The sequence below is a fragment of the Bradyrhizobium embrapense genome, from assembly GCF_001189235.2.
GTDB lineage: Bacteria > Pseudomonadota > Alphaproteobacteria > Rhizobiales > Xanthobacteraceae > Bradyrhizobium > Bradyrhizobium embrapense.
Genome location: NZ_LFIP02000001.1, coordinates 703,326 through 719,976, shown reverse-complemented (window position 1 = coordinate 719,976; position 16,651 = coordinate 703,326). Strand labels below are relative to the sequence as shown.

The window sequence follows — 16,651 nt, the reverse complement described above, 5'->3', positions numbered from 1 at the left end:
ATCGGTGGGCCGTGTTCGCATGTGTCGGACTGGCTGACGGCACCCTCATCCTTATTCCCAACCTATTTTGATCGATACCGTCAGCTCGAAATGAGCAGTGACGGTATTTTATTTGGTCTAACCAACTGAAATGGCGTCGCTTTTATTGAAGTCGGTGGCCGAAATTGGCCTGACGGTATCGAGCAAAGAGGGCGAGCAAATGCTTACGGACGCGGCGCTTAAGTATCTAAGACCAAAGGAAAAACCCTATAAGGTGACGGACCGCGACGGCATGTATGCGCTCGTGAGTACGAAGGGCTCGATCTCGTTCCGGCTCGACTATCGGATGAACGGACGTCGAGAGACCGTGACCTTCGGAAAATATGGTCCCGCCGACCTGTCGCTTGCCCGTGCACGAGAGCTCTGCATCGATGCCAGGCGTGCAATCAGGGAGGGGCGTTCGCCAGCGATTGAAAAGCAGCGCGCAAAACGACGCATCATGGAAGCCAAAGCGTTCGGTGAGTTTGGTGAGAAGTGGCTCACCGCGGCTCCCATGGCTGACAGCACGCGCGCCATGCGCCGTTCAATCTTCGAGCGCGAACTACTTCCGCAATGGCGGAAGCGTTTGCTTTCCGAGATTGCGCCGGACGACTTGCGGAAGCATTGTGCCGCAATCGTCGAACGAGGTGCACCCGCAACCGCAATTCACGTCCGCGATATCGTCAAGCAGATCTATGCCTTTGCTGTTTTACATGGCGAGAAGGTCGCCAATCCGGCTGACGAAGTCGGCCCTTCCTCGATAGCGCATTTCGTGCCGCGTGATCGTTCACTCTCGCCCGCTGAAATCCGCATCATGCTCAAGCAGCTCGATCACGTGGCCACGCTGCCGACGATTCGGCTGGGGATACGGCTCTATCTTCTCACGATGGTGCGGAAGAGCGAACTGCAAGATGCGACCTGGGATGAGGTCGACTTCGAGAATGCTGTCTGGACCATCCCAAAGGAGCGAATGAAGCGGTCGAGGGCCCACAATGTGTACCTCTCGCGCCAGATGCTTGACATTTTCATTGCGCTGAAGACCTGCGCCGGCAACTCAAGATACGTGCTCCCTTCGCGCTACGACGCCGATAGTCCGATGTCGCGAGCCACGTTCAATCGTATCACTGCTGCGGTCGTCGAGCGCGCCAAGAAGGAAGGGCTGCCCCTCGAACATTTTACGGTACACGATCTCAGGCGGACGGGATCAACACTGCTCAACGAACTAGGTTTCAATAGCGACTGGATCGAAAAATGTTTGGCTCATGAAGACGGTCGCTCGTCGCGTGGCGTCTATAACAAGGCGGAATACGAGCCGCAGCGGCGGCATATGCTGCAAGAATGGTCGAACATCGTGGACGCCTGGGTTGGAGGTCAAAGATACGTGCCAGTTCTCACTCCGCCTTCGATGCCGATCGTTGAGCTCGATCCTGCACTTTGACTGGTCGGCTACGTCGTTGTTTCACGTCCGGATGTGAAGCTCGGGTGAGGGGGGTGCTTCGGCGCAGTAAGAGCCAAGCTTCCACCTCACTCAGATCCCATACGACACACCGAGGAGAGAGCGCGAAGCGTCGAGGAAATTCGCCGCGCTGTTCCATTTCGTAAATGGTGCTGTCTGCTAGGGGGATCATCTCGCGCAGCTGACGCCGCCGGATAGTTCGTCTCAAGGCAATAGATTCCGAGCGAGCCATCCTCGATCTCCTTCTGCCATTCGTGGAATTGAAGTCGACCAGAGAGAAATGGCAGGCTTTGAGAAAGCGCTGCACTATCCAATCATGGCGTTCGGTAAGAACTCAACAGAAGATAAGGAAAACATAAGGCATGGTCGGACAGTCGAGGGAGGCGAAGAACTCCGAAGCTCTAATGAGATCGAAGTAGAGGATAACTCTCACTTTTCCTTGACGTTCTCACTCGCGGCCAAAGCAGAGCTTTGCCGATAAGGGATAATGATCGGCCAACGCTGGTTGCGTTGGTATACAATGCCTGGACCTACCTGAAGCGTGCCCATGATGGATTGGAGCGAGAGTTCAAGTTTTTCAATCGATTAGGAGGCGTCGTGTGCACGACGTGTGCACCGTGACATCAAGAATAATCTCACAACATTCAACGTAAGCAGGCACGCTAGCGCACCACGATCGCGACTGCCGACAGCGCTACACGTGAGCCACGTCGAGGATCGACGCCGTTAATTTTGGCCGAGATGATCGGCTAGGCATGAAAGCTGCGCGCCGTCCACGGCGGTCGGAGCTACAAGACGACCAGGCTGACTAGCGCAAAAGTTTTCCCACCATGATGAGGACAGCTTCGGCTCGGGAAGGCCTGCGGGCCGGCCGGCCACCGGCCGAAATCCAGAAGCTCCAATTTCACACGGCTTTCCCTGAGGTAAGCCAACGAGCGGTTTCATCAGCGCAAGAGCTTCAAATTGCCCGTCAGCGACCGAACCCATTTTTCAGGTCCGTAGAAGCCCAGGCCGTCAATAGTCTCGTTCGCGAGCGCGCGCAGCGGAAATTCGGCGAGGTAGTCCTCAAAGCGGTGGAGCGCCCTGGCGAATTGCGGAAAAGGTACCAAAACGGCGCCGCTCACTAATGGCTGCGCGCGCGTCAGCAGGGCGGACAGCGCTTCGGGCGTGGCTTGCAGAATTGGTACTGGACGGTTTGCACTGGTCCGGACAGTGAGCCCGTTGCCGTCGGTCAAGCGGGTTCCTCCAAGATCGGGCTCCGCTGCGCCGATACCGATGCTCAAGGCCGCAACTGTGTTCGCAATCAACCCAAGCGGCAGGGCTGGATTCACAATAATGGCGATACGCGCGCTGACGGCATTCATTATGAAATCATTCCTGCAGCCGGATAAGTCCCAGTCCTTCCATGCGTCCCTGCCGGGAAGCTCTCCCTGACGGCTACGGCCGTCATTCGATCAAGATGTCTGGCGCCAGCTGGCTGGCTGGATCAATTGCATAAACTGACAGGTCGTCGACACCCTGCGAACGCAAAACCTCCTCGTCGATCAAAGTCCTGCCCGACAATTCGCGACTGTCTTGGGTTACGATGAAGTGTGCAGCATCGGCTATGATTGAAGGCGAGCGGCTGCGGCGATAATCCGATTCGTAGTGCACGCGCACGGCGTCAGTTGCGATCATGGTCTTTGGCCAAAGAGCATTGGCGGCAATTCCAAACGATCGAAATTCCTCGGCCAGTGCCAGCGTGTACATGGTCATGCAGTACTTCGAGGTGGCGTATGCGGGATATTTGCCGAGCCAGATTGCCGACTTCGGTAGTGGCGGAGACAAGGTGAGAACGTGGGGATTTGACGATCGCTTCAGATGCGGTACTGCATGATAGGCACAGATGTAGGTTGCCCTGCCATTCACCGCACTCAGCAAATCGAACTTCCTGGCCGGCGTATCGAGCAGTCCGGTCGGACTGATGGCGCTGGCATTGTTCACGAGGATGTCCAGCCCGCCGAATTCCTGGACCGTTCTTTCGATGGCGTTTGCGAGCGCGTCTGCGTCGCGCACATCGACGCGGAGGGGAAGGGCGTCGGTACCGAGCCTACGGATCTCCTCAGCCACCGTATGGATCGTTCCGGGAAGGGTTGGGTGGGGCTCGCTCGATTTGGCCGCCAGCGCAATTCGAGCTCCTTCCAGTGCGAATTTGAGCGCGATCTCCCGGCCGATGCCGCGACTCGCGCCTGTAATGAAAACAACCTTACCGTCCAGGGATCCCATTTCTCATTCTCCTCCGAAAACCGGCGGCCGCCTCTCGTTGAACGCCTCCAGGCCCTCGCGAAAGTCCGCCGAGGAGGCGCAGTCGACGAACGAAGCAAGCTCTGCTGACAGTTGCTCATCGAAGGTTGCGGTATCGGCGCGCCAGATCAGGGCCTTCACCGCACGGCTTGCGGCGGGTGAATTATCGGCTAGCGCTCGCGCCATGTTGGTCAGCTCGGCCTCGAGCTCCCGCTCCGCACATACTCTTGTGATCAGCCCGCGCGACAGGGCCTCGCTTGCGTTCATGCGATCCGAGAGGAGCATCAGCTCCAGCGCTCGTCTCGGCCCCACCAGGGACGTCAGCGAGTGTGTCATGCCGCCATCGGCTGGAACGCCCAGCCGTCGGTACGCCACTGAAAAATGTGCCGTTTCGGCGGCCAGAACGAAATCACAGGCCAACGCCAGAGACATTGCTCCGCCGGCGCAAGCCCCATGGACCGCGGCGATAGCCGGCTTTCCTGAACGCCTCAGTGAAAGGAGTGCGTCGTGGAAAGAAGTGATGATGTCCGTGGCTAGTCGCGGGAACGTGGCGCCGGCAGCGGAGAAGGCTCGAAGATCTCCGCCGACCGAGAAATGCGCGCCGCGGCCTCGAATGACTACGACCTTGACGCTCGCGTCACGCTCGAGGTCCAAGGTCGCCGTCCTGAGTGCCGTCGCCAACTCGAGCTCGATCCCGTTGCCTCGCTCGGGTCGGTTCAACCAGATCGTCCCGATCCCGTCGGCGACGACGAGTTCGATTGGTGATGATGCCGTGCTCATTAACTGATCGTCCTTCCGATGTTCGGCGATGATTACCTTGCCCGCCCCCGAAGGTCCGTCCGGTCAGGCGGCGGCCTTCGCTCTCTCTTGCGCCGATCAGATCGCTTCACTTCTTGAGAAGCGCGCACTTCGATTCGTTGACAGGCCGATAGGCGTCCTCACCCCGGATCGTCTTGACGATCTCGAGATAGTCCCACGGCTCCTTCGAATCTTGCGGCTTCTTCACGCGCGCCAGATACATGTCACGGATCACCCGCCCATCCTTGCGCAGCTTGCCGCCATGTACGAAGGTGTCTTCGATCGGAAGTTCGCGCATCTTGGCCATGACCGCGGCGGGATCATCGGTGCCGGCGGCCTTGATCGCCTGGAGATAGTGCAGCACCGAGCCGTAGACGCCGGTGTGGATCATGGTCGGCATGATGTTGGTCCGGGCGAAGAATCTCTTTGACCAGGCGCGGGTCTTGTCATCCATGTTCCAATAAGAAGCCGTCGTCATGTAAGTGCCTTGCGCGGCCTGCAGGCCGACGGCGTGCACGTCGGTATCGAACATCAGCAGGCCAACCAGCTTTTGGCCGGCCTGAACCAGGCCGAATTCACCCGATTGCTTGATGGCATTGTCGGTATCCTGGCCCGCATTGGCAAATGCTACGACATCCGCCTTGGAGTTCTGCGCCTGCAGTACAAACGACGAGAAGTCGGCCGTGTTGGTCGGATGCCGCACGCTGCCCAGCACCTTGCCGTCCAGCTCCTTGATGAAGCGCGTCGCGTCTTTCTCAAGCTGCTGTCCGAAGGCATAGTCGGCGGTGACGAAGAACCAGGACTTGCCGCCCTCCTTGATCACCGCCGACGCGGTCACCTTGGATAGCGCGTAGGTATCATAGGAAAAATGGACGGTGTTCGGGCTGCACAGCTCGTCGGTCAGGGAGCTCGCGCCCGGGCCGGAGAGCAGCGCAATCTTGTTGCGCTCCCGCACCATATTGTGAACGGCTATCGCAATTCCCGAGTTCGGAATGTCGGCGACTGCGTCGACCTTGCCGTTGTCGAACCAGTCGCGAACGATCTGCAGGCCCACGTCGGTCTTCATCTGGTGGTCGGCGCTCACGATTTCGATCGGCTTTCCGAGTACCGTCGGGCCGAACTCCTCAACGGCCATTTTTGCCGCCTCGACCGAGCCGGGACCGCTGTTGTCGCGCCCCCAGCTTGAAAGGTCCGTTAGCACGCCGATCCGGACCACATCATTCGAGATTTGGGCCGAGGCGGTCGACGCTGCCACAACCAGGATGGCGAAGGCCAGGAAAGTCCTCTTCACGTGTTCTCCCTCATTTTCTTCTATTGGACAGTGGAGTGTTGGTCACGCGGGCAGGATGTCTGCGCGACGAAGCCAAAACGCAGATGTTGCAGCTACCCGTTTTCGAAACGTGGCGAGCGTTTCTCCAGAAATGCGTTGATGCCTTCGCGTGCATCGGCGTGCGTCAGCAGGAACGGAAACCCGTCGATTGCGTGGCGCATCTCGTCGCCGCCGAGACCGCGATTGTAGAAGGACTTGGCCATCTGCACGGCAAGGCGCGGCTGTGAGGCGATGCGTTCCGCGAACGCGATTGCGTCGGAGAGAAGGCGTTCGTCGGGAACGACGCGCGATACGATCCCGAGGCGGCTTGCTTCGGTGGCATTGACGAGATCGCCAAGCATGCTCATCTCCTTGGCTTTCGCGCGCCCGACAATGTTCTGGAGGCGCACGATAGCGAAGCCAGGCAATAGGCCCAACTTGATCTCGGGTACGGCAAAGCGGGCACTCTCAGCCGCCAGGATGAAGTCGGATGCGATGGCAAGTTCGAATCCTCCGCCATAGGCAATTCCATTGACGGCGGCGATCACCGGCTTGAGTGCCCGTTCCGGAGCGGTCAGGACTTCCATGGCGTCGATGAAGAAGGCGCGCGCTTTCTCCGGATCGAAATCGAAGGTGCCGATATCGGCGCCGGCGCAGAATGCCTTGCCGCCGGCACCGGTGATGATGCTGACACGTACCCCATCGTCCTTGTCGGCCCGTTGCAGGCCCTCACGTATGCCTGCGCGAATGCCGGCGGTCAGTGCATTCAGCTTTTCCGGTTCGTCGAGCGTCAAGATCGCGATCTTGCCGCGGACGACGTAATTCACGCTTCCTAATCGCAACATATGCTGTCCTGATCGTTCATAAGGCGGCTACTGCGGGATGAGTTCGGGCTCGACGATGGCGACGACGGCGTTTCGCTCGACGGTATCGCCGGGTTTGAAGTGGACGGCGGTCACCACACCGTCCACCTCGCTGGCGATGCGCAATTCCATCTTCATGGATTCCATGACGACGGTCGGATCGCCTGCCTTCACGCGGCTGCCGACTTTGACGTTGATCTTCAACACGACGCCGGTCATCGGCGCGCGCAGTTCGCCGCTGATCTCGGCGCTGGCGCTGATGTATCTGAGGTAGGGGATCGCGGTCATGGTATGGGCGCGACGCGGATCGTGCACGAAGATCGCATGGTCTTTCTGGGTGATCCGCACCGTCTCGCAGCGCGCGTTGACTGCGGCAGCGAACATGTCATCGGCAAGCGGCGAAAGCTGCACCCGAATCCTGGCATCGTCCACGCCGATCAGCATCGAGCCGTCTGGCTGCAAGGGTGCAAAGCGGATCTCCGCGCTGTCGCGTGCGGTCTCGAGGTGCAGAATGGGGATCGGTGACAAGCCGTCATCGGCGGCCGCCATCTGCCAGCCGGTCAGGCTGCTGGACTGCCAGGGATTGCCGGAAGCGGCAGCGCGCTGCCGCTTCATCCAGAAATACGCGCCAACTGCCAGCGCTTCGGAGTCAATGTCGCCGGCGGTGGTCGCGAGCGCGTCGATCCGTTCGTCGATCAGACGGGTATGAAACGTCGCGGCCCGGGTCGCGGGCAGGGCGATCAATCGGCGGAGGAAATCCTGGTTGGTGATGACGCCGAAGACCGAGGTCTCGCCGAGTGCGCGATCAAGCTGGTCGAGCGCCTGATCACGAGTGGTGGCGTGAGCAATCAGTTTGGCGAGCATCGAGTCGTAATAGGGCGTAACGGTCGATCCGCTTTCGACACCAGTCTCGACGCGGATGTCGCCCGACGGGAACCTGACGTAAGCGAGCTCGCCGGTGGACGGCATGAAGTTGTCATTCGGATCTTCGGCGCAGATGCGCGCCTCCACCGCGTGGCCCTGGCACACCACTTCGTCCTGTTTCACGGGCAGTCCTTCGCCGGCGGCGATGCGAAGCATGGCCTCGACGATGTCGATGCCGGTGACCAGCTCGGTTACCGGATGCTCAACCTGGAGCCGAGGGTTGACTTCCAGAAAGTAGTAGTCGGTACCGCTGACGATGAATTCAACCGTGCCGACACCACGATATCTGAGCTTGCGCCCAAGCCGGACGGCGTCGTCGAGGATGCGTTGGCGAAGGGCGGGAGGCAGGTTGGCGGCTGGCGCTTCTTCGATCAGCTTCTGGTGGCGACGCTGCAGCGTGCATTCACGTTCGAACAGGTGGATCACCTTGCCGTCGCCGTCGCCCGCGATCTGCACCTCGATGTGTCGGCCCTCCAGGATCAGCTTCTCGACGATCAGTCCTGCGTTACCGAAGGCATTCCTCGCCTCGCGCATCGCGGACTCGATTTCGTCGCCAAGCCCGTCGTAGGTCGAGATCGCCCGCATGCCCTTGCCGCCGCCGCCGGCCGCGGCCTTGAGCATGATCGGCAGTTCGAGCCGCCGGACGATACGTTCGACTTCGTGGCGATCCTCGCTCGGAGCTTCGCTGCCTGGTATGGTGGGGACGCCGGCTGCGACGGCTTCCTGCTTCGCGGACGCCTTGTCGCCAAGCCGCTCGATGGTTTCCGGCGTCGGTCCGATGAACACCAGACCGGCTGCTTCGACCGCCCGGGCAAAGTCCGTATTCTCGGCCAGGAAGCCGAACCCGGGATGGATCGCCTCCGCGCCGGTGGTTTTCGCGGCGGCGATGACGGCATCGATCCGCAGATAGCTTTCCGAGGCCGGCGCGCCTCCGATCTCGATGGATTCACCAATGGTCTTGACGTGCAGGGCGTCGGCATCTGCGGTGGAGTGCACGGTGGACACCGCAATGCCGAGGCGTTGGCAGGTGCGGGCGATGCGGCAGGCGATTTCGCCTCGATTGGCAATCAGAATTTTCCTGAACATGGCGGGTCCCCTGCATCTACATCCGGAACACGCCGAAATCGGTGTGTTGACGCGGGACGCGCCCGGCGAGGTCAAGTAAGAGCGCCATCACATTGCGGGTTTCGAGCGGATCGATCACCATGTCGCACCAGGTGTTGCGGGCGAAATTGTAGGCATTGGCGAAATCCTCGAATGTTCGCCGGGTCGGCGTCATGTAGGCCTCGCGCTCGCCTTCCTTCCAGGTCGTGCCTTCGCGTTTGTGCACCTCGTCACGAACCATCGCGAGCGTGGTCGCGGCCTGGTCGGGACCCATGATGGCGGAACGGGCATTGGGCCACATCATCATGGCGTTTGGCCGGAACGCCCGGCCGCACATGGCGAGGTAGCCCGCGCCGTAGGCATTGCCCATGATCAGCGTGTATTTCGGGACGTTGGCGCTTGCCATTGCCGTGATCATTTTCGCGCCGTTCTTGGTGATGCCGCCTTCCTCCGCTTCGCGGCCAACCATGAAGCCTGTGACGTCGGCCATGAACAGCAGCGGAATGTCGCGCTTGCAGCACAGCTCGATGAAGTGCGTGGCCTTCAGCGCACTTTCGGAGAACAGCACACCGTTGTTGCAGAGGATTCCGATCTCGAAGCCCATGATCCGCGTGAAGCCGGTCACCAGCGTATCGCCATAGAACGGCTTGAACTCATGGAATTCACTGCCGTCTATGAGACGCGCAAGGACGTCGCGATTATTGGTGGGAATGCGTGGATCCGAACTGATCAGGCCGTAGATTTCATTGGGGTCGAATTGTGGTGCGCGCACCGGAGCGACGGTTCGGCTTTGCCGCGGAATCTCGCCGAGACTGGCGACGATCTCGCGCGTGATGGCAATTGCATGAGCGTCGTTCTCGGCGAGATGATCAGTGACGCCGCTCACTCGGCTATGCATCTCGCCGCCGCCGAGTGCCTCGATGCCGACCTCTTCGCGAGTTGCCGCATAGACCAGCTGCGGCCCGCCGAGGAACATGGCGCCCTGGTTTCGGATGATCACGGTCTCATCGCTCAAGGCGGGAATGTAGGCTCCTCCGGCGGTAGAAGGACCGTGCACCACCGCAATTTGCGGGATGCCTTCGGCTGACATTCTGACCTGGTTGTAAAAGATCGAGCCAAACTGGCCATCGTCAGGGAAGATATTGGGCTGGTCGGGCAGGTTGGCGCCGCCGGATTGGACCAGCGTCACGCAGGGCAGGCGGTGCTGCCAGGCGAAGCGCTGCGCACGAACATGCTTCTTGCAGGTGATACCGTAGTAGGTGCCGCCCTTTACGGTGGGCTCGTTGGCGATGATCATGCAGGGACGATCGGAGATCATTCCGACGCCGGTGATGATGCTGCCGCCGGGCGGCACGCCCTCGTACAGGCCTTCGCCGGCCAGTTGACAGAATTCGAGGAATGGGGATCCGGGATCGATCAGTGCCGCGATCCGCTCGCGCGGCAGCAGCTGATCACGTTCCTTGTGAAGCTTGCGCGCCCGTTCCGGACCGCCGAGCGCTGCCGCAGCGCGGCGCCGCCTGAGATCCGCAACACGCTCGGCATAGGCGCTGCGGTTGCGGGCGTATTCCTCGGTCGAGGTGACGACGTCCGATTTCATGATTGCCATTGCGGGAGGTCCTGGCGGCTGTGGGGCAAGCCGATGGATGGCTTGCCGCGAGTATGAAACGACCGGTGGGTTGGCGATGCGAGCGCTACAAAATCGCGGCACGGTGAAATTCTAACAATTGTTAGAATCGATAGCGCGTGGATGCAAGCAGAACTCATGCTGGTCCTCAGGCTTTCCGGAAGCGGGGCAGGGTTATGTCGTCGGAGACCTGGTCGAATGCGAGCTCGACCTCCATGTCAAAGGTGACGTCCTCCGGATCGCTTCCCGTCAAGGTGCTGATCATGCGCGGCCCTTCCGCGAGCTCGACGAGCAACACGGCATAGGGGACATCCGCCTTGAATGCGGGACCGGGAGCTCGATGGACCACGCTGAAGGAGTGTACCTTGCCGCGGCCGGTTGCCGGCCGGTGCTCGAGCTCATCGCCGCCGCATTCGCGACAAGTGGCTTGCTGGTAGTACTGCACGTTCCGGCAGCGGCGGCAGTGTTGCAGCAGGAGCTTGCCTTGCCGCAGGCCACGCCAGAACGTGGTCGTATCGGCATCCGGTGCGGGCAGGGGCTTTCGCGTGGAATCCTCGGATGCAATCACAACGTTCCCTCCGTGCCGAGAATGGTCGTGGCGTTGGTGGCGAATCCCGCGCCGAGGCTGTGCACCAACCCAAGTGCGGCGCGTTCGACCTGCCGCTGGTCGCATTGACCGCGCAGCTGCGCGATCACCTCATGGAAGTGGAACAGGGCACCGGGCATTCCGGAATGTGCGAATGACAGCAAGCCGCCATGGGTGTTGGAGGGTATCTGGCCGCCGTAGCTCATCTGTCCGTCGGCGACGAACGGACCGCCTTCGCCCTTCCGGCAAAAGCCGAGGTCCTCAAGCATCATGACCACAGTGCCTGTGAAGCAATCATAGACGCCGGCGACATCCATATCGCTCGGCTGGTAGCCGGCCATTGCATACGCTCTCCGGCTGGATTCGACGGCCCCGGTCGTGGTCAGGGACGGCATCAGGAAGATGTGCTCGTGGGTGTAGCATTCTCCGCAACCGAGGATGTAGATCGGCTTCCCGATCCCGAGGGCCTTCGCATGCTCAGCCGACGTGAGGACAAAGGCCGCGCCGCCGTCCGAGATCAGCGAGCAGTCGAGCTTGTGATAGGGCGTGGTGACCATCGGCGAATCCAGCACGTCCGCCGTGGTGATCGGTGCGGTCTGTTGTGCACCGGGGGTCCGCGCCGCGTGACGCCTGTGCACGACGGCGACCTCCGCCAGCTGCTCTGGCGTGGTGCCGAACTCCCTCATATGCCGGTGCGCGGTCATCGCGAAGGTGTTGGCAACCGGAATGCCGAACGGCATCTCGTATTGCTGATCGCGGCTTTCCGTGAGCGAACGCAGCGCCAGGTCCGGCGTCAGTCCCGTCATGAGACTGTCGGCCGCGACCAGTAGCACCACCTTGGCGAGACCGCCGTGAATGGCGGCCGCACCAATGCTGAACATCGTCGCCGCCGTGGCGCCGGACACCTGCAACGTGTTCGAGAATGTCGGCCGGATTCCAAAATATTCGCTGAAGGCAACGCTGAAGCGATGGAACGGTGAGGCGAAGGCGTGGCTCGACAGCACGCCGTCCACCTCGCCCTTGGCGACCCCGGCATCGGCAAGTGCGTTTCTGGCTGCCTCTGCGGCAAGCGAGAGCGGACTGCGGCCTGGCACCTTGCCGACCGCTGATAATCCGATGCCGATGACGGCAACCTTTCCTCTGAGGCTGGTGTCGCTCATGTTGAAGCTTTCAACAGGCGCTCGAGTTCGTGGCGCTGGACCTTGCCGCTTGTCGAGCGAGGGAATTCACCAAAGGCAATGAAGCGAAATTCGCGCGGCCGCTTGTAGCTTGCCAGTTCCCGGCGGCACAGCTCCGTGAGTTCGGCCTCCGTCATCACAACCCCTTCGCGGCAGGCGACAAAGGCGACCGGGGCTTCTCCCCACCTTGGGTCGGCAGCGCGGACGACTGCGACCTCCGCGATCCGGTCATCACCTAGCAGGACACGCTCGATTTCGGCCGGATAGATATTCTCGCCACCTGATTTGATAAGGTATTTGGCACGGTCGACGAAATCGAGCGATCCGTCGGCGTTGCGCCTGAACACGTCGCCCATGTGAAACCAGCCGCCGCGGAAGTCGCGCGCGTTGGTCTCGTTGGCGCGCCAATAGCCCGAGAACAGTGTCGGGCTGCGGATGACCAGCTCGCCGGGCTCGCCGGCTGCGACCTCGTTGTCGGAGGTATCCACCAGCTTGATCTGGCAGAACGCATTTTGCCGTTTGGACAGCCTCGTTGGCACATCGCCGGGCGCAATCAGCGCTCGCGTCGCCGGCGGCAAGCCGGTCTCGGTCGAACCGAAGCTGTTAAGATAGGGCGCGCCGAGCAGCTGGGTGACCTCGGCAATGGCATGTGGGGCGACAAGATCCGCCATGGCTCCGCAGACCCGCACGCCTTTCACTTTGGTGCGTTGCGCTTTCAGGCCATCGATAAGGGCCTCCACCATGCCGGGAATGAGAACCAGCCAACCAATGTGGCGTTGGGAGACCGCCGCCAGCAACGGCTCCAGCTGGAAGCCGTCGATCACAACGACAGTTCCACCTCGCAGCAGGGTGGCCAACGCATGATCAGTCGAGGCCATGTGGAACAGCGGTGCCCATGCGACGAACGTGTCGTGCGGTGCGATGCCGAGCTCGGAAGAAAACACCAGCGCCCGCATCACCATTGCGCGGTGTGAAATCACGGCACCTTTCGGCAGGCCGGTCGTTCCGCTGGTGTAGAGAATGACGAGCCCATCTTCCGGTTGGGCGATGGACGGGCAAGCCTGCCCATCCTGTCGGGCGAGCTCGCTTTCGTATTGAGGCCCAATCTCCAGGATTGGATTCGCCCTGGCGGCCGGCGGGAGGTTTGCTGCGAGGTCGCCCTCGACCAGGAGCAGCTTGGGCGACACCAGCTCGATGCAATAGGAGAGCTCGCGCTCCGACAACCGCCAGTTAAGACAAGCCGTGATGACCCCGAGATTGGCGGCAGCCAGCTCGATCTCCAGGTATTCGGGGCGGTTGCGCGACAGCAAGCCGAGCCGGTCGCCCCGGTGCAGGCCCCGCGCCGCAAGCAGGGCAGTTAGCCGACGGACCCGGTCGCGTAACTCGCCGTAGGTTACGAGCCGGTCGCGGTATTCGATCGCAAGCCTGTGGGCGTGAAGCTCCGCGCAGGCCTCGAACAGCGCACCGACGGTTCCGATGCCGGATCCGCCGTCGGTCTGGATATTGAGGCCGGTTTCCATCAACGTTTCCTCGAGCGCTCTTTTGATATTCTTGTTTCGAACCAGTGCTTGCGCCGGCCGATTGTAAATTCTAACATCTGTTAGAATTAATTGGTAGCGCTTCTTATGCGCCAAGAGCGGGAAGATCAATATGTCCAATCGATATGCGGCCTACACGAGATTGAAGCTCGACTATCCGGCTGAACGGATCCTTCGGATCACCTTCGACCGACCGGAGACCTACAATTCCGTCGACGCCGAGACCCATACACAGCTCACCCACATCTGGAGAGACATCGACAGCGACCCCGACATCAACGCCGTGATTGTCACGGGGGCGGGCAAGGCATTCTCGGCCGGTGGCGATTTCGAACTGATCAAGTCGCTGCTCGACAATCCGGCTGCGCGGATGGCGACCTGGAGAGAGGCCAAGGATCTCGTCTACAACGTCATCAACTGCAACAAGCCCATCATCTCGGCGATCAACGGCGTCGCCGTGGGGGCCGGCCTCGTGGTCGGGATCCTTGCCGACGTGTCGATCTGTGGCAAATCGGCGCGGATCGTCGACGGGCACACCAGGCTCGGTGTCGCCGCTGGCGACGTTGCCTGCATCATCTGGCCGCTGCTCTGCGGGCTGGCGAAGGCAAAGTACTATCTGCTCACATGCAAGCCGCTGTCGGGTGAGGAAGCCGAGCGGATCGGCCTGGTTTCGCTGTGCGTCGAAGATGCGGAGCTGCAAAACATCGCGTTGGAAACAGCGCAGGATCTCGCAACGGGTGCGCAGAGTGCGATCCGCTGGACCAAATATGCGTTGAACAACTGGCTTCGCGTCAACGGGCCGCTGTTCGACACGTCCACTGCGCTCGAGATCCTCGGCTTTGCCGGCAATGAGGCTCGCGAAGGGCTGGCCTCGCACCTCGAGAAGCGCAAGCCTGCGTTCCCCAAGGATTGCCCGATCTAGATTCGCCCATTTCTCGTCAAGGCAACTCACTTGTGGTTGCCTTGACGCCTTGCCTCGCACTACGCGGACGTTGCCCGGTCCGGACCAGTCCGGGCCGACTGTTACACTTTGAGCTTCTGGCGAATGTGCTCGATCGCCTCGGGATTGGCCAGCGCCGACAGATCGCCGGGGTCCTTGTTCTCGAACACTGCGCGGAGCACACGGCGCATGATCTTCATGTTGCGCGTTTTCGGCAGGTCATCGACCAGCAACACCCTTTCCGGGCGGTACGATGTGCCCATTCCGTGCACCAGGGCTTGGGCGAGCTCTTCTGACAGCACGCGTGAATCCTTTGTACCGGGGCTCGGCACGCAGGCACACACGATGGCGGAGCCTTTGACAGGGTGCGGGACGCTGAAGACGGCGGCTTCCGCAACCTTGCCGGTTGCGGTCAGCACGCCCTCGAGCTCCGCCGGTCCGACGCGCTTGCCCGAGATCTTGAGAGTGTCGTCCGAGCGGCCAAGAATATAATAGAGGCCGTCCTTGCCGCGCATGGCAAAGTCGCCATGCACCCAGATTCCCGGAATCGTGTTCCAGTAGCTCTCGAGATAGCGCTGGTCGCCCTTCCACAGGCTCTTGGTCAGCCCGATCGATGCATGACGCAGCACCAATTCGCCGACCTCACCGTCGGGGACAGGGCTACCCGCCATGTCGACGATATCTGCGCCGACGCCGAGGGCCGGCCGGGAGAACGAACACGGGTTCATCGGATGGTTCGGGGTGCCGGTGAAGATGCATCCGCCGACTTCCGTTCCGCCGGAAATGTTGATGATCGGAATCTTCGACTTGCAGACGTGCTCGAAGAACCATCGCCACGGCGTCTCCGTCCAGGCCTCGCCGCCCGAAGCCGTTATCCGCAGGCTGGAGAGGTCGTATCCGTCGACTTCCTCGCCATGGCGCATCATGCCGCGCACAATGGTCGGCGAAACACCGAGATAGGTGACCTGGTGATCGGCGATCAGGCGCCAGAAGCGTCCCGTATCGGGATAATCGGGGGTCCCCTCGGCCACGAGGAGCCTGCCGCCGGCGAAACTTGGAATGCAGGCGCACATGGCGCCCACCATCCACCCCATGTCACTGAAGAAGAAAAACAGGTCGGTTGGCTTGAAGTCGCCGCAGATGATCATATCCCGCGTCACCATCGAGCCAATGAAGCTGATATGCGTCCACACGCAGCCCTTTGGTTCGCCAGTCGTTCCGGACGTATAGAGAAGGATGGCGGGATCTTCCGCGTCCATCTCGACGGTCGGAAGGTTTGTCGCCTCCTTCGCGATCTCATCCCACCAGTGGTCGCGATCCATTCGCATAGGGGTGTCGATGCCAAGCCCGCCGCGGTCGGCCACGATCACATGCTGGACGGTTGGCGCGGTCACCAGCGCCTCATCGAGAACCGATTTCAGCGGAGCAGGAGCGCCGCGGCGCCAGGTGCCGTTCGCGGTAATGACGGCCTTTGCTTCACCATGGTTGAGCCGCGCCCGGATCGGGTCGGGCCCGAAGCCGGAAAACAGTGGCATCACGATTGCGCCGATCTTCAGGATTGCAAAGAAGGCCACGAAGGTTTCGGGCAGGTTGGGCATATAGATCGCAACAACGTCGCCCCTGCCTATTCCAAGCTTGCGCAGGCCCGAGGCTAGCCGCCCGACGGCGGACTCGAATTCGGCGTAGCTCAGTCGTCGCTGCTCGCTGTGGTCTTCGCCTTCCCAGACCAGGAATGTTCTGTCCCAGACTTCAGTTCCGCGGTGCTTGTCGATGCAATTGAGGACGATGTTCGTGGTCCCGCCGACGCACCAGCGCGCCCACGGTTCGCCCCGTGCACGATCCAGGATCTTCTCGGGCTTGCGATAGAAGCGGACGTCGCAGAACTCGAACACTTCCTGCACGAGCCAGGCCGGATCAATCTCGGCTTTGACCGCCAGCGCGTCGTAGTTGGGTTGCCCCGTGGCGCGAAGAAACGCGCTCAGGTTGCTCTTTTCCACCAGTTCCGCCGGGGGCGTCCAGAGATACGCCAT

Annotated in this window: 14 protein-coding genes; 2 read left to right on the top strand and 12 right to left on the bottom strand. The window is 61.1% G+C overall.

Going from position 1 to position 16,651, the window contains the following annotated elements; genetic code table 11:
* The first annotated feature begins 199 nt into the window (after positions 1-199).
* Positions 200-1,456 (top strand): tyrosine-type recombinase/integrase, encoded by a 1,257-nt coding sequence (locus tag AKN83_RS03750; protein ID WP_050406634.1) that lies wholly within the window; start codon positions 200-202, stop codon positions 1,454-1,456.
* Here AKN83_RS03750 and AKN83_RS38115 read toward each other — a convergent pair.
* From AKN83_RS38115 to AKN83_RS03700, 11 genes are all read right to left on the bottom strand, one after another.
* Positions 1,410-1,706, bottom strand: a complete 297-nt coding sequence (locus AKN83_RS38115) for a helix-turn-helix transcriptional regulator (RefSeq protein WP_083991909.1) — start codon at positions 1,704-1,706, stop codon at positions 1,410-1,412. The genes AKN83_RS03750 and AKN83_RS38115 overlap by 47 nt on opposite strands.
* 712 nt (positions 1,707-2,418) lie before the next feature.
* Entirely contained in the window at positions 2,419-2,838 is a 420-nt protein-coding gene (locus AKN83_RS03745; RefSeq protein ID WP_050406600.1) for a DUF2000 domain-containing protein, read from the bottom strand.
* Between the two features lie 82 nt (positions 2,839-2,920).
* A complete protein-coding gene (locus AKN83_RS03740; protein ID WP_050406599.1) occupies positions 2,921-3,739 on the bottom strand; it encodes an SDR family oxidoreductase in 819 nt (272 codons plus the stop codon).
* A 3-nt stretch (positions 3,740-3,742) separates the two neighbouring features.
* On the bottom strand, positions 3,743-4,537 hold the full coding sequence (locus AKN83_RS03735; protein WP_050406598.1) for an enoyl-CoA hydratase/isomerase family protein: 795 nt from the start codon (positions 4,535-4,537) through the stop codon (positions 3,743-3,745).
* Positions 4,538-4,643: 106 nt separating this feature from the next.
* Positions 4,644-5,846 carry an ABC transporter substrate-binding protein gene (locus AKN83_RS03730; RefSeq protein WP_050406597.1) on the bottom strand — a complete coding sequence of 401 codons (1,203 nt, stop codon included), beginning with the start codon at positions 5,844-5,846 and terminating at the stop codon, positions 4,644-4,646.
* A gap of 92 nt (positions 5,847-5,938) precedes the next feature.
* On the bottom strand, positions 5,939-6,658 hold the full coding sequence (locus AKN83_RS03725; protein WP_244521875.1) for an enoyl-CoA hydratase/isomerase family protein: 720 nt from the start codon (positions 6,656-6,658) through the stop codon (positions 5,939-5,941).
* 78 nt (positions 6,659-6,736) lie between these two features.
* Positions 6,737-8,737 carry an acetyl/propionyl/methylcrotonyl-CoA carboxylase subunit alpha gene (locus AKN83_RS03720; RefSeq protein WP_050406595.1) on the bottom strand — a complete coding sequence of 667 codons (2,001 nt, stop codon included), beginning with the start codon at positions 8,735-8,737 and terminating at the stop codon, positions 6,737-6,739.
* A 16-nt stretch (positions 8,738-8,753) separates the two neighbouring features.
* Positions 8,754-10,361, bottom strand: coding sequence for a carboxyl transferase domain-containing protein (locus AKN83_RS03715; RefSeq protein ID WP_050406594.1), 1,608 nt, complete (start codon positions 10,359-10,361; stop codon positions 8,754-8,756).
* 166 nt (positions 10,362-10,527) lie between these two features.
* Positions 10,528-10,947: a Zn-ribbon domain-containing OB-fold protein gene (locus AKN83_RS03710; protein WP_244521874.1), complete on the bottom strand. Its 420-nt coding sequence runs from the start codon at positions 10,945-10,947 to the stop codon at positions 10,528-10,530.
* Positions 10,944-12,125 carry a thiolase C-terminal domain-containing protein gene (locus AKN83_RS03705; RefSeq protein ID WP_050406593.1) on the bottom strand — a complete coding sequence of 394 codons (1,182 nt, stop codon included), beginning with the start codon at positions 12,123-12,125 and terminating at the stop codon, positions 10,944-10,946. Before AKN83_RS03705 ends, AKN83_RS03710 begins: the two co-directional genes overlap by 4 nt.
* The gene (locus AKN83_RS03700) at positions 12,122-13,801 is read right to left on the bottom strand and encodes a class I adenylate-forming enzyme family protein (RefSeq protein ID WP_244521873.1); all 1,680 of its coding nucleotides are present in this window, start codon (positions 13,799-13,801) and stop codon (positions 12,122-12,124) included. The genes AKN83_RS03705 and AKN83_RS03700 overlap by 4 nt, the downstream gene beginning before the upstream one ends.
* Here AKN83_RS03700 and AKN83_RS03695 point away from each other — a divergent pair.
* The gene (locus AKN83_RS03695) at positions 13,794-14,603 is read left to right on the top strand and encodes an enoyl-CoA hydratase/isomerase family protein (protein WP_050406592.1); all 810 of its coding nucleotides are present in this window, start codon (positions 13,794-13,796) and stop codon (positions 14,601-14,603) included. The two genes, AKN83_RS03700 and AKN83_RS03695, sit on opposite strands and share 8 nt — an antisense overlap.
* A 101-nt stretch (positions 14,604-14,704) precedes the next feature.
* Here the strand turns inward: AKN83_RS03695 and AKN83_RS03690 are convergent, their stop codons facing one another.
* Positions 14,705-16,651, bottom strand: coding sequence for an AMP-binding protein (locus AKN83_RS03690; protein WP_050406631.1), 1,947 nt, complete (start codon positions 16,649-16,651; stop codon positions 14,705-14,707).

What these genes read in the sequence shown, in the direction of transcription:
- AKN83_RS03695 (WP_050406592.1), top strand. Translation starts at nt 13,794, where the DNA reads ATGTCCAATCGATATGCGGCCTACACGAGATTGAAGCTCGACTATCCG.
- AKN83_RS03745 (WP_050406600.1), bottom strand. Translation starts at nt 2,838, where the DNA reads ATGAATGCCGTCAGCGCGCGTATCGCCATTATTGTGAATCCAGCCCTG.
- AKN83_RS03720 (WP_050406595.1), bottom strand. Translation starts at nt 8,737, where the DNA reads ATGTTCAGGAAAATTCTGATTGCCAATCGAGGCGAAATCGCCTGCCGC.
- AKN83_RS03715 (WP_050406594.1), bottom strand. Translation starts at nt 10,361, where the DNA reads ATGGCAATCATGAAATCGGACGTCGTCACCTCGACCGAGGAATACGCC.
- AKN83_RS38115 (WP_083991909.1), bottom strand. Translation starts at nt 1,706, where the DNA reads ATGGCTCGCTCGGAATCTATTGCCTTGAGACGAACTATCCGGCGGCGT.
- AKN83_RS03735 (WP_050406598.1), bottom strand. Translation starts at nt 4,537, where the DNA reads ATGAGCACGGCATCATCACCAATCGAACTCGTCGTCGCCGACGGGATC.
- AKN83_RS03740 (WP_050406599.1), bottom strand. Translation starts at nt 3,739, where the DNA reads ATGGGATCCCTGGACGGTAAGGTTGTTTTCATTACAGGCGCGAGTCGC.
- AKN83_RS03705 (WP_050406593.1), bottom strand. Translation starts at nt 12,125, where the DNA reads ATGAGCGACACCAGCCTCAGAGGAAAGGTTGCCGTCATCGGCATCGGA.
- AKN83_RS03750 (WP_050406634.1), top strand. Translation starts at nt 200, where the DNA reads ATGCTTACGGACGCGGCGCTTAAGTATCTAAGACCAAAGGAAAAACCC.
- AKN83_RS03690 (WP_050406631.1), bottom strand. Translation starts at nt 16,651, where the DNA reads ATGGCGTATCTCTGGACGCCCCCGGCGGAACTGGTGGAAAAGAGCAAC.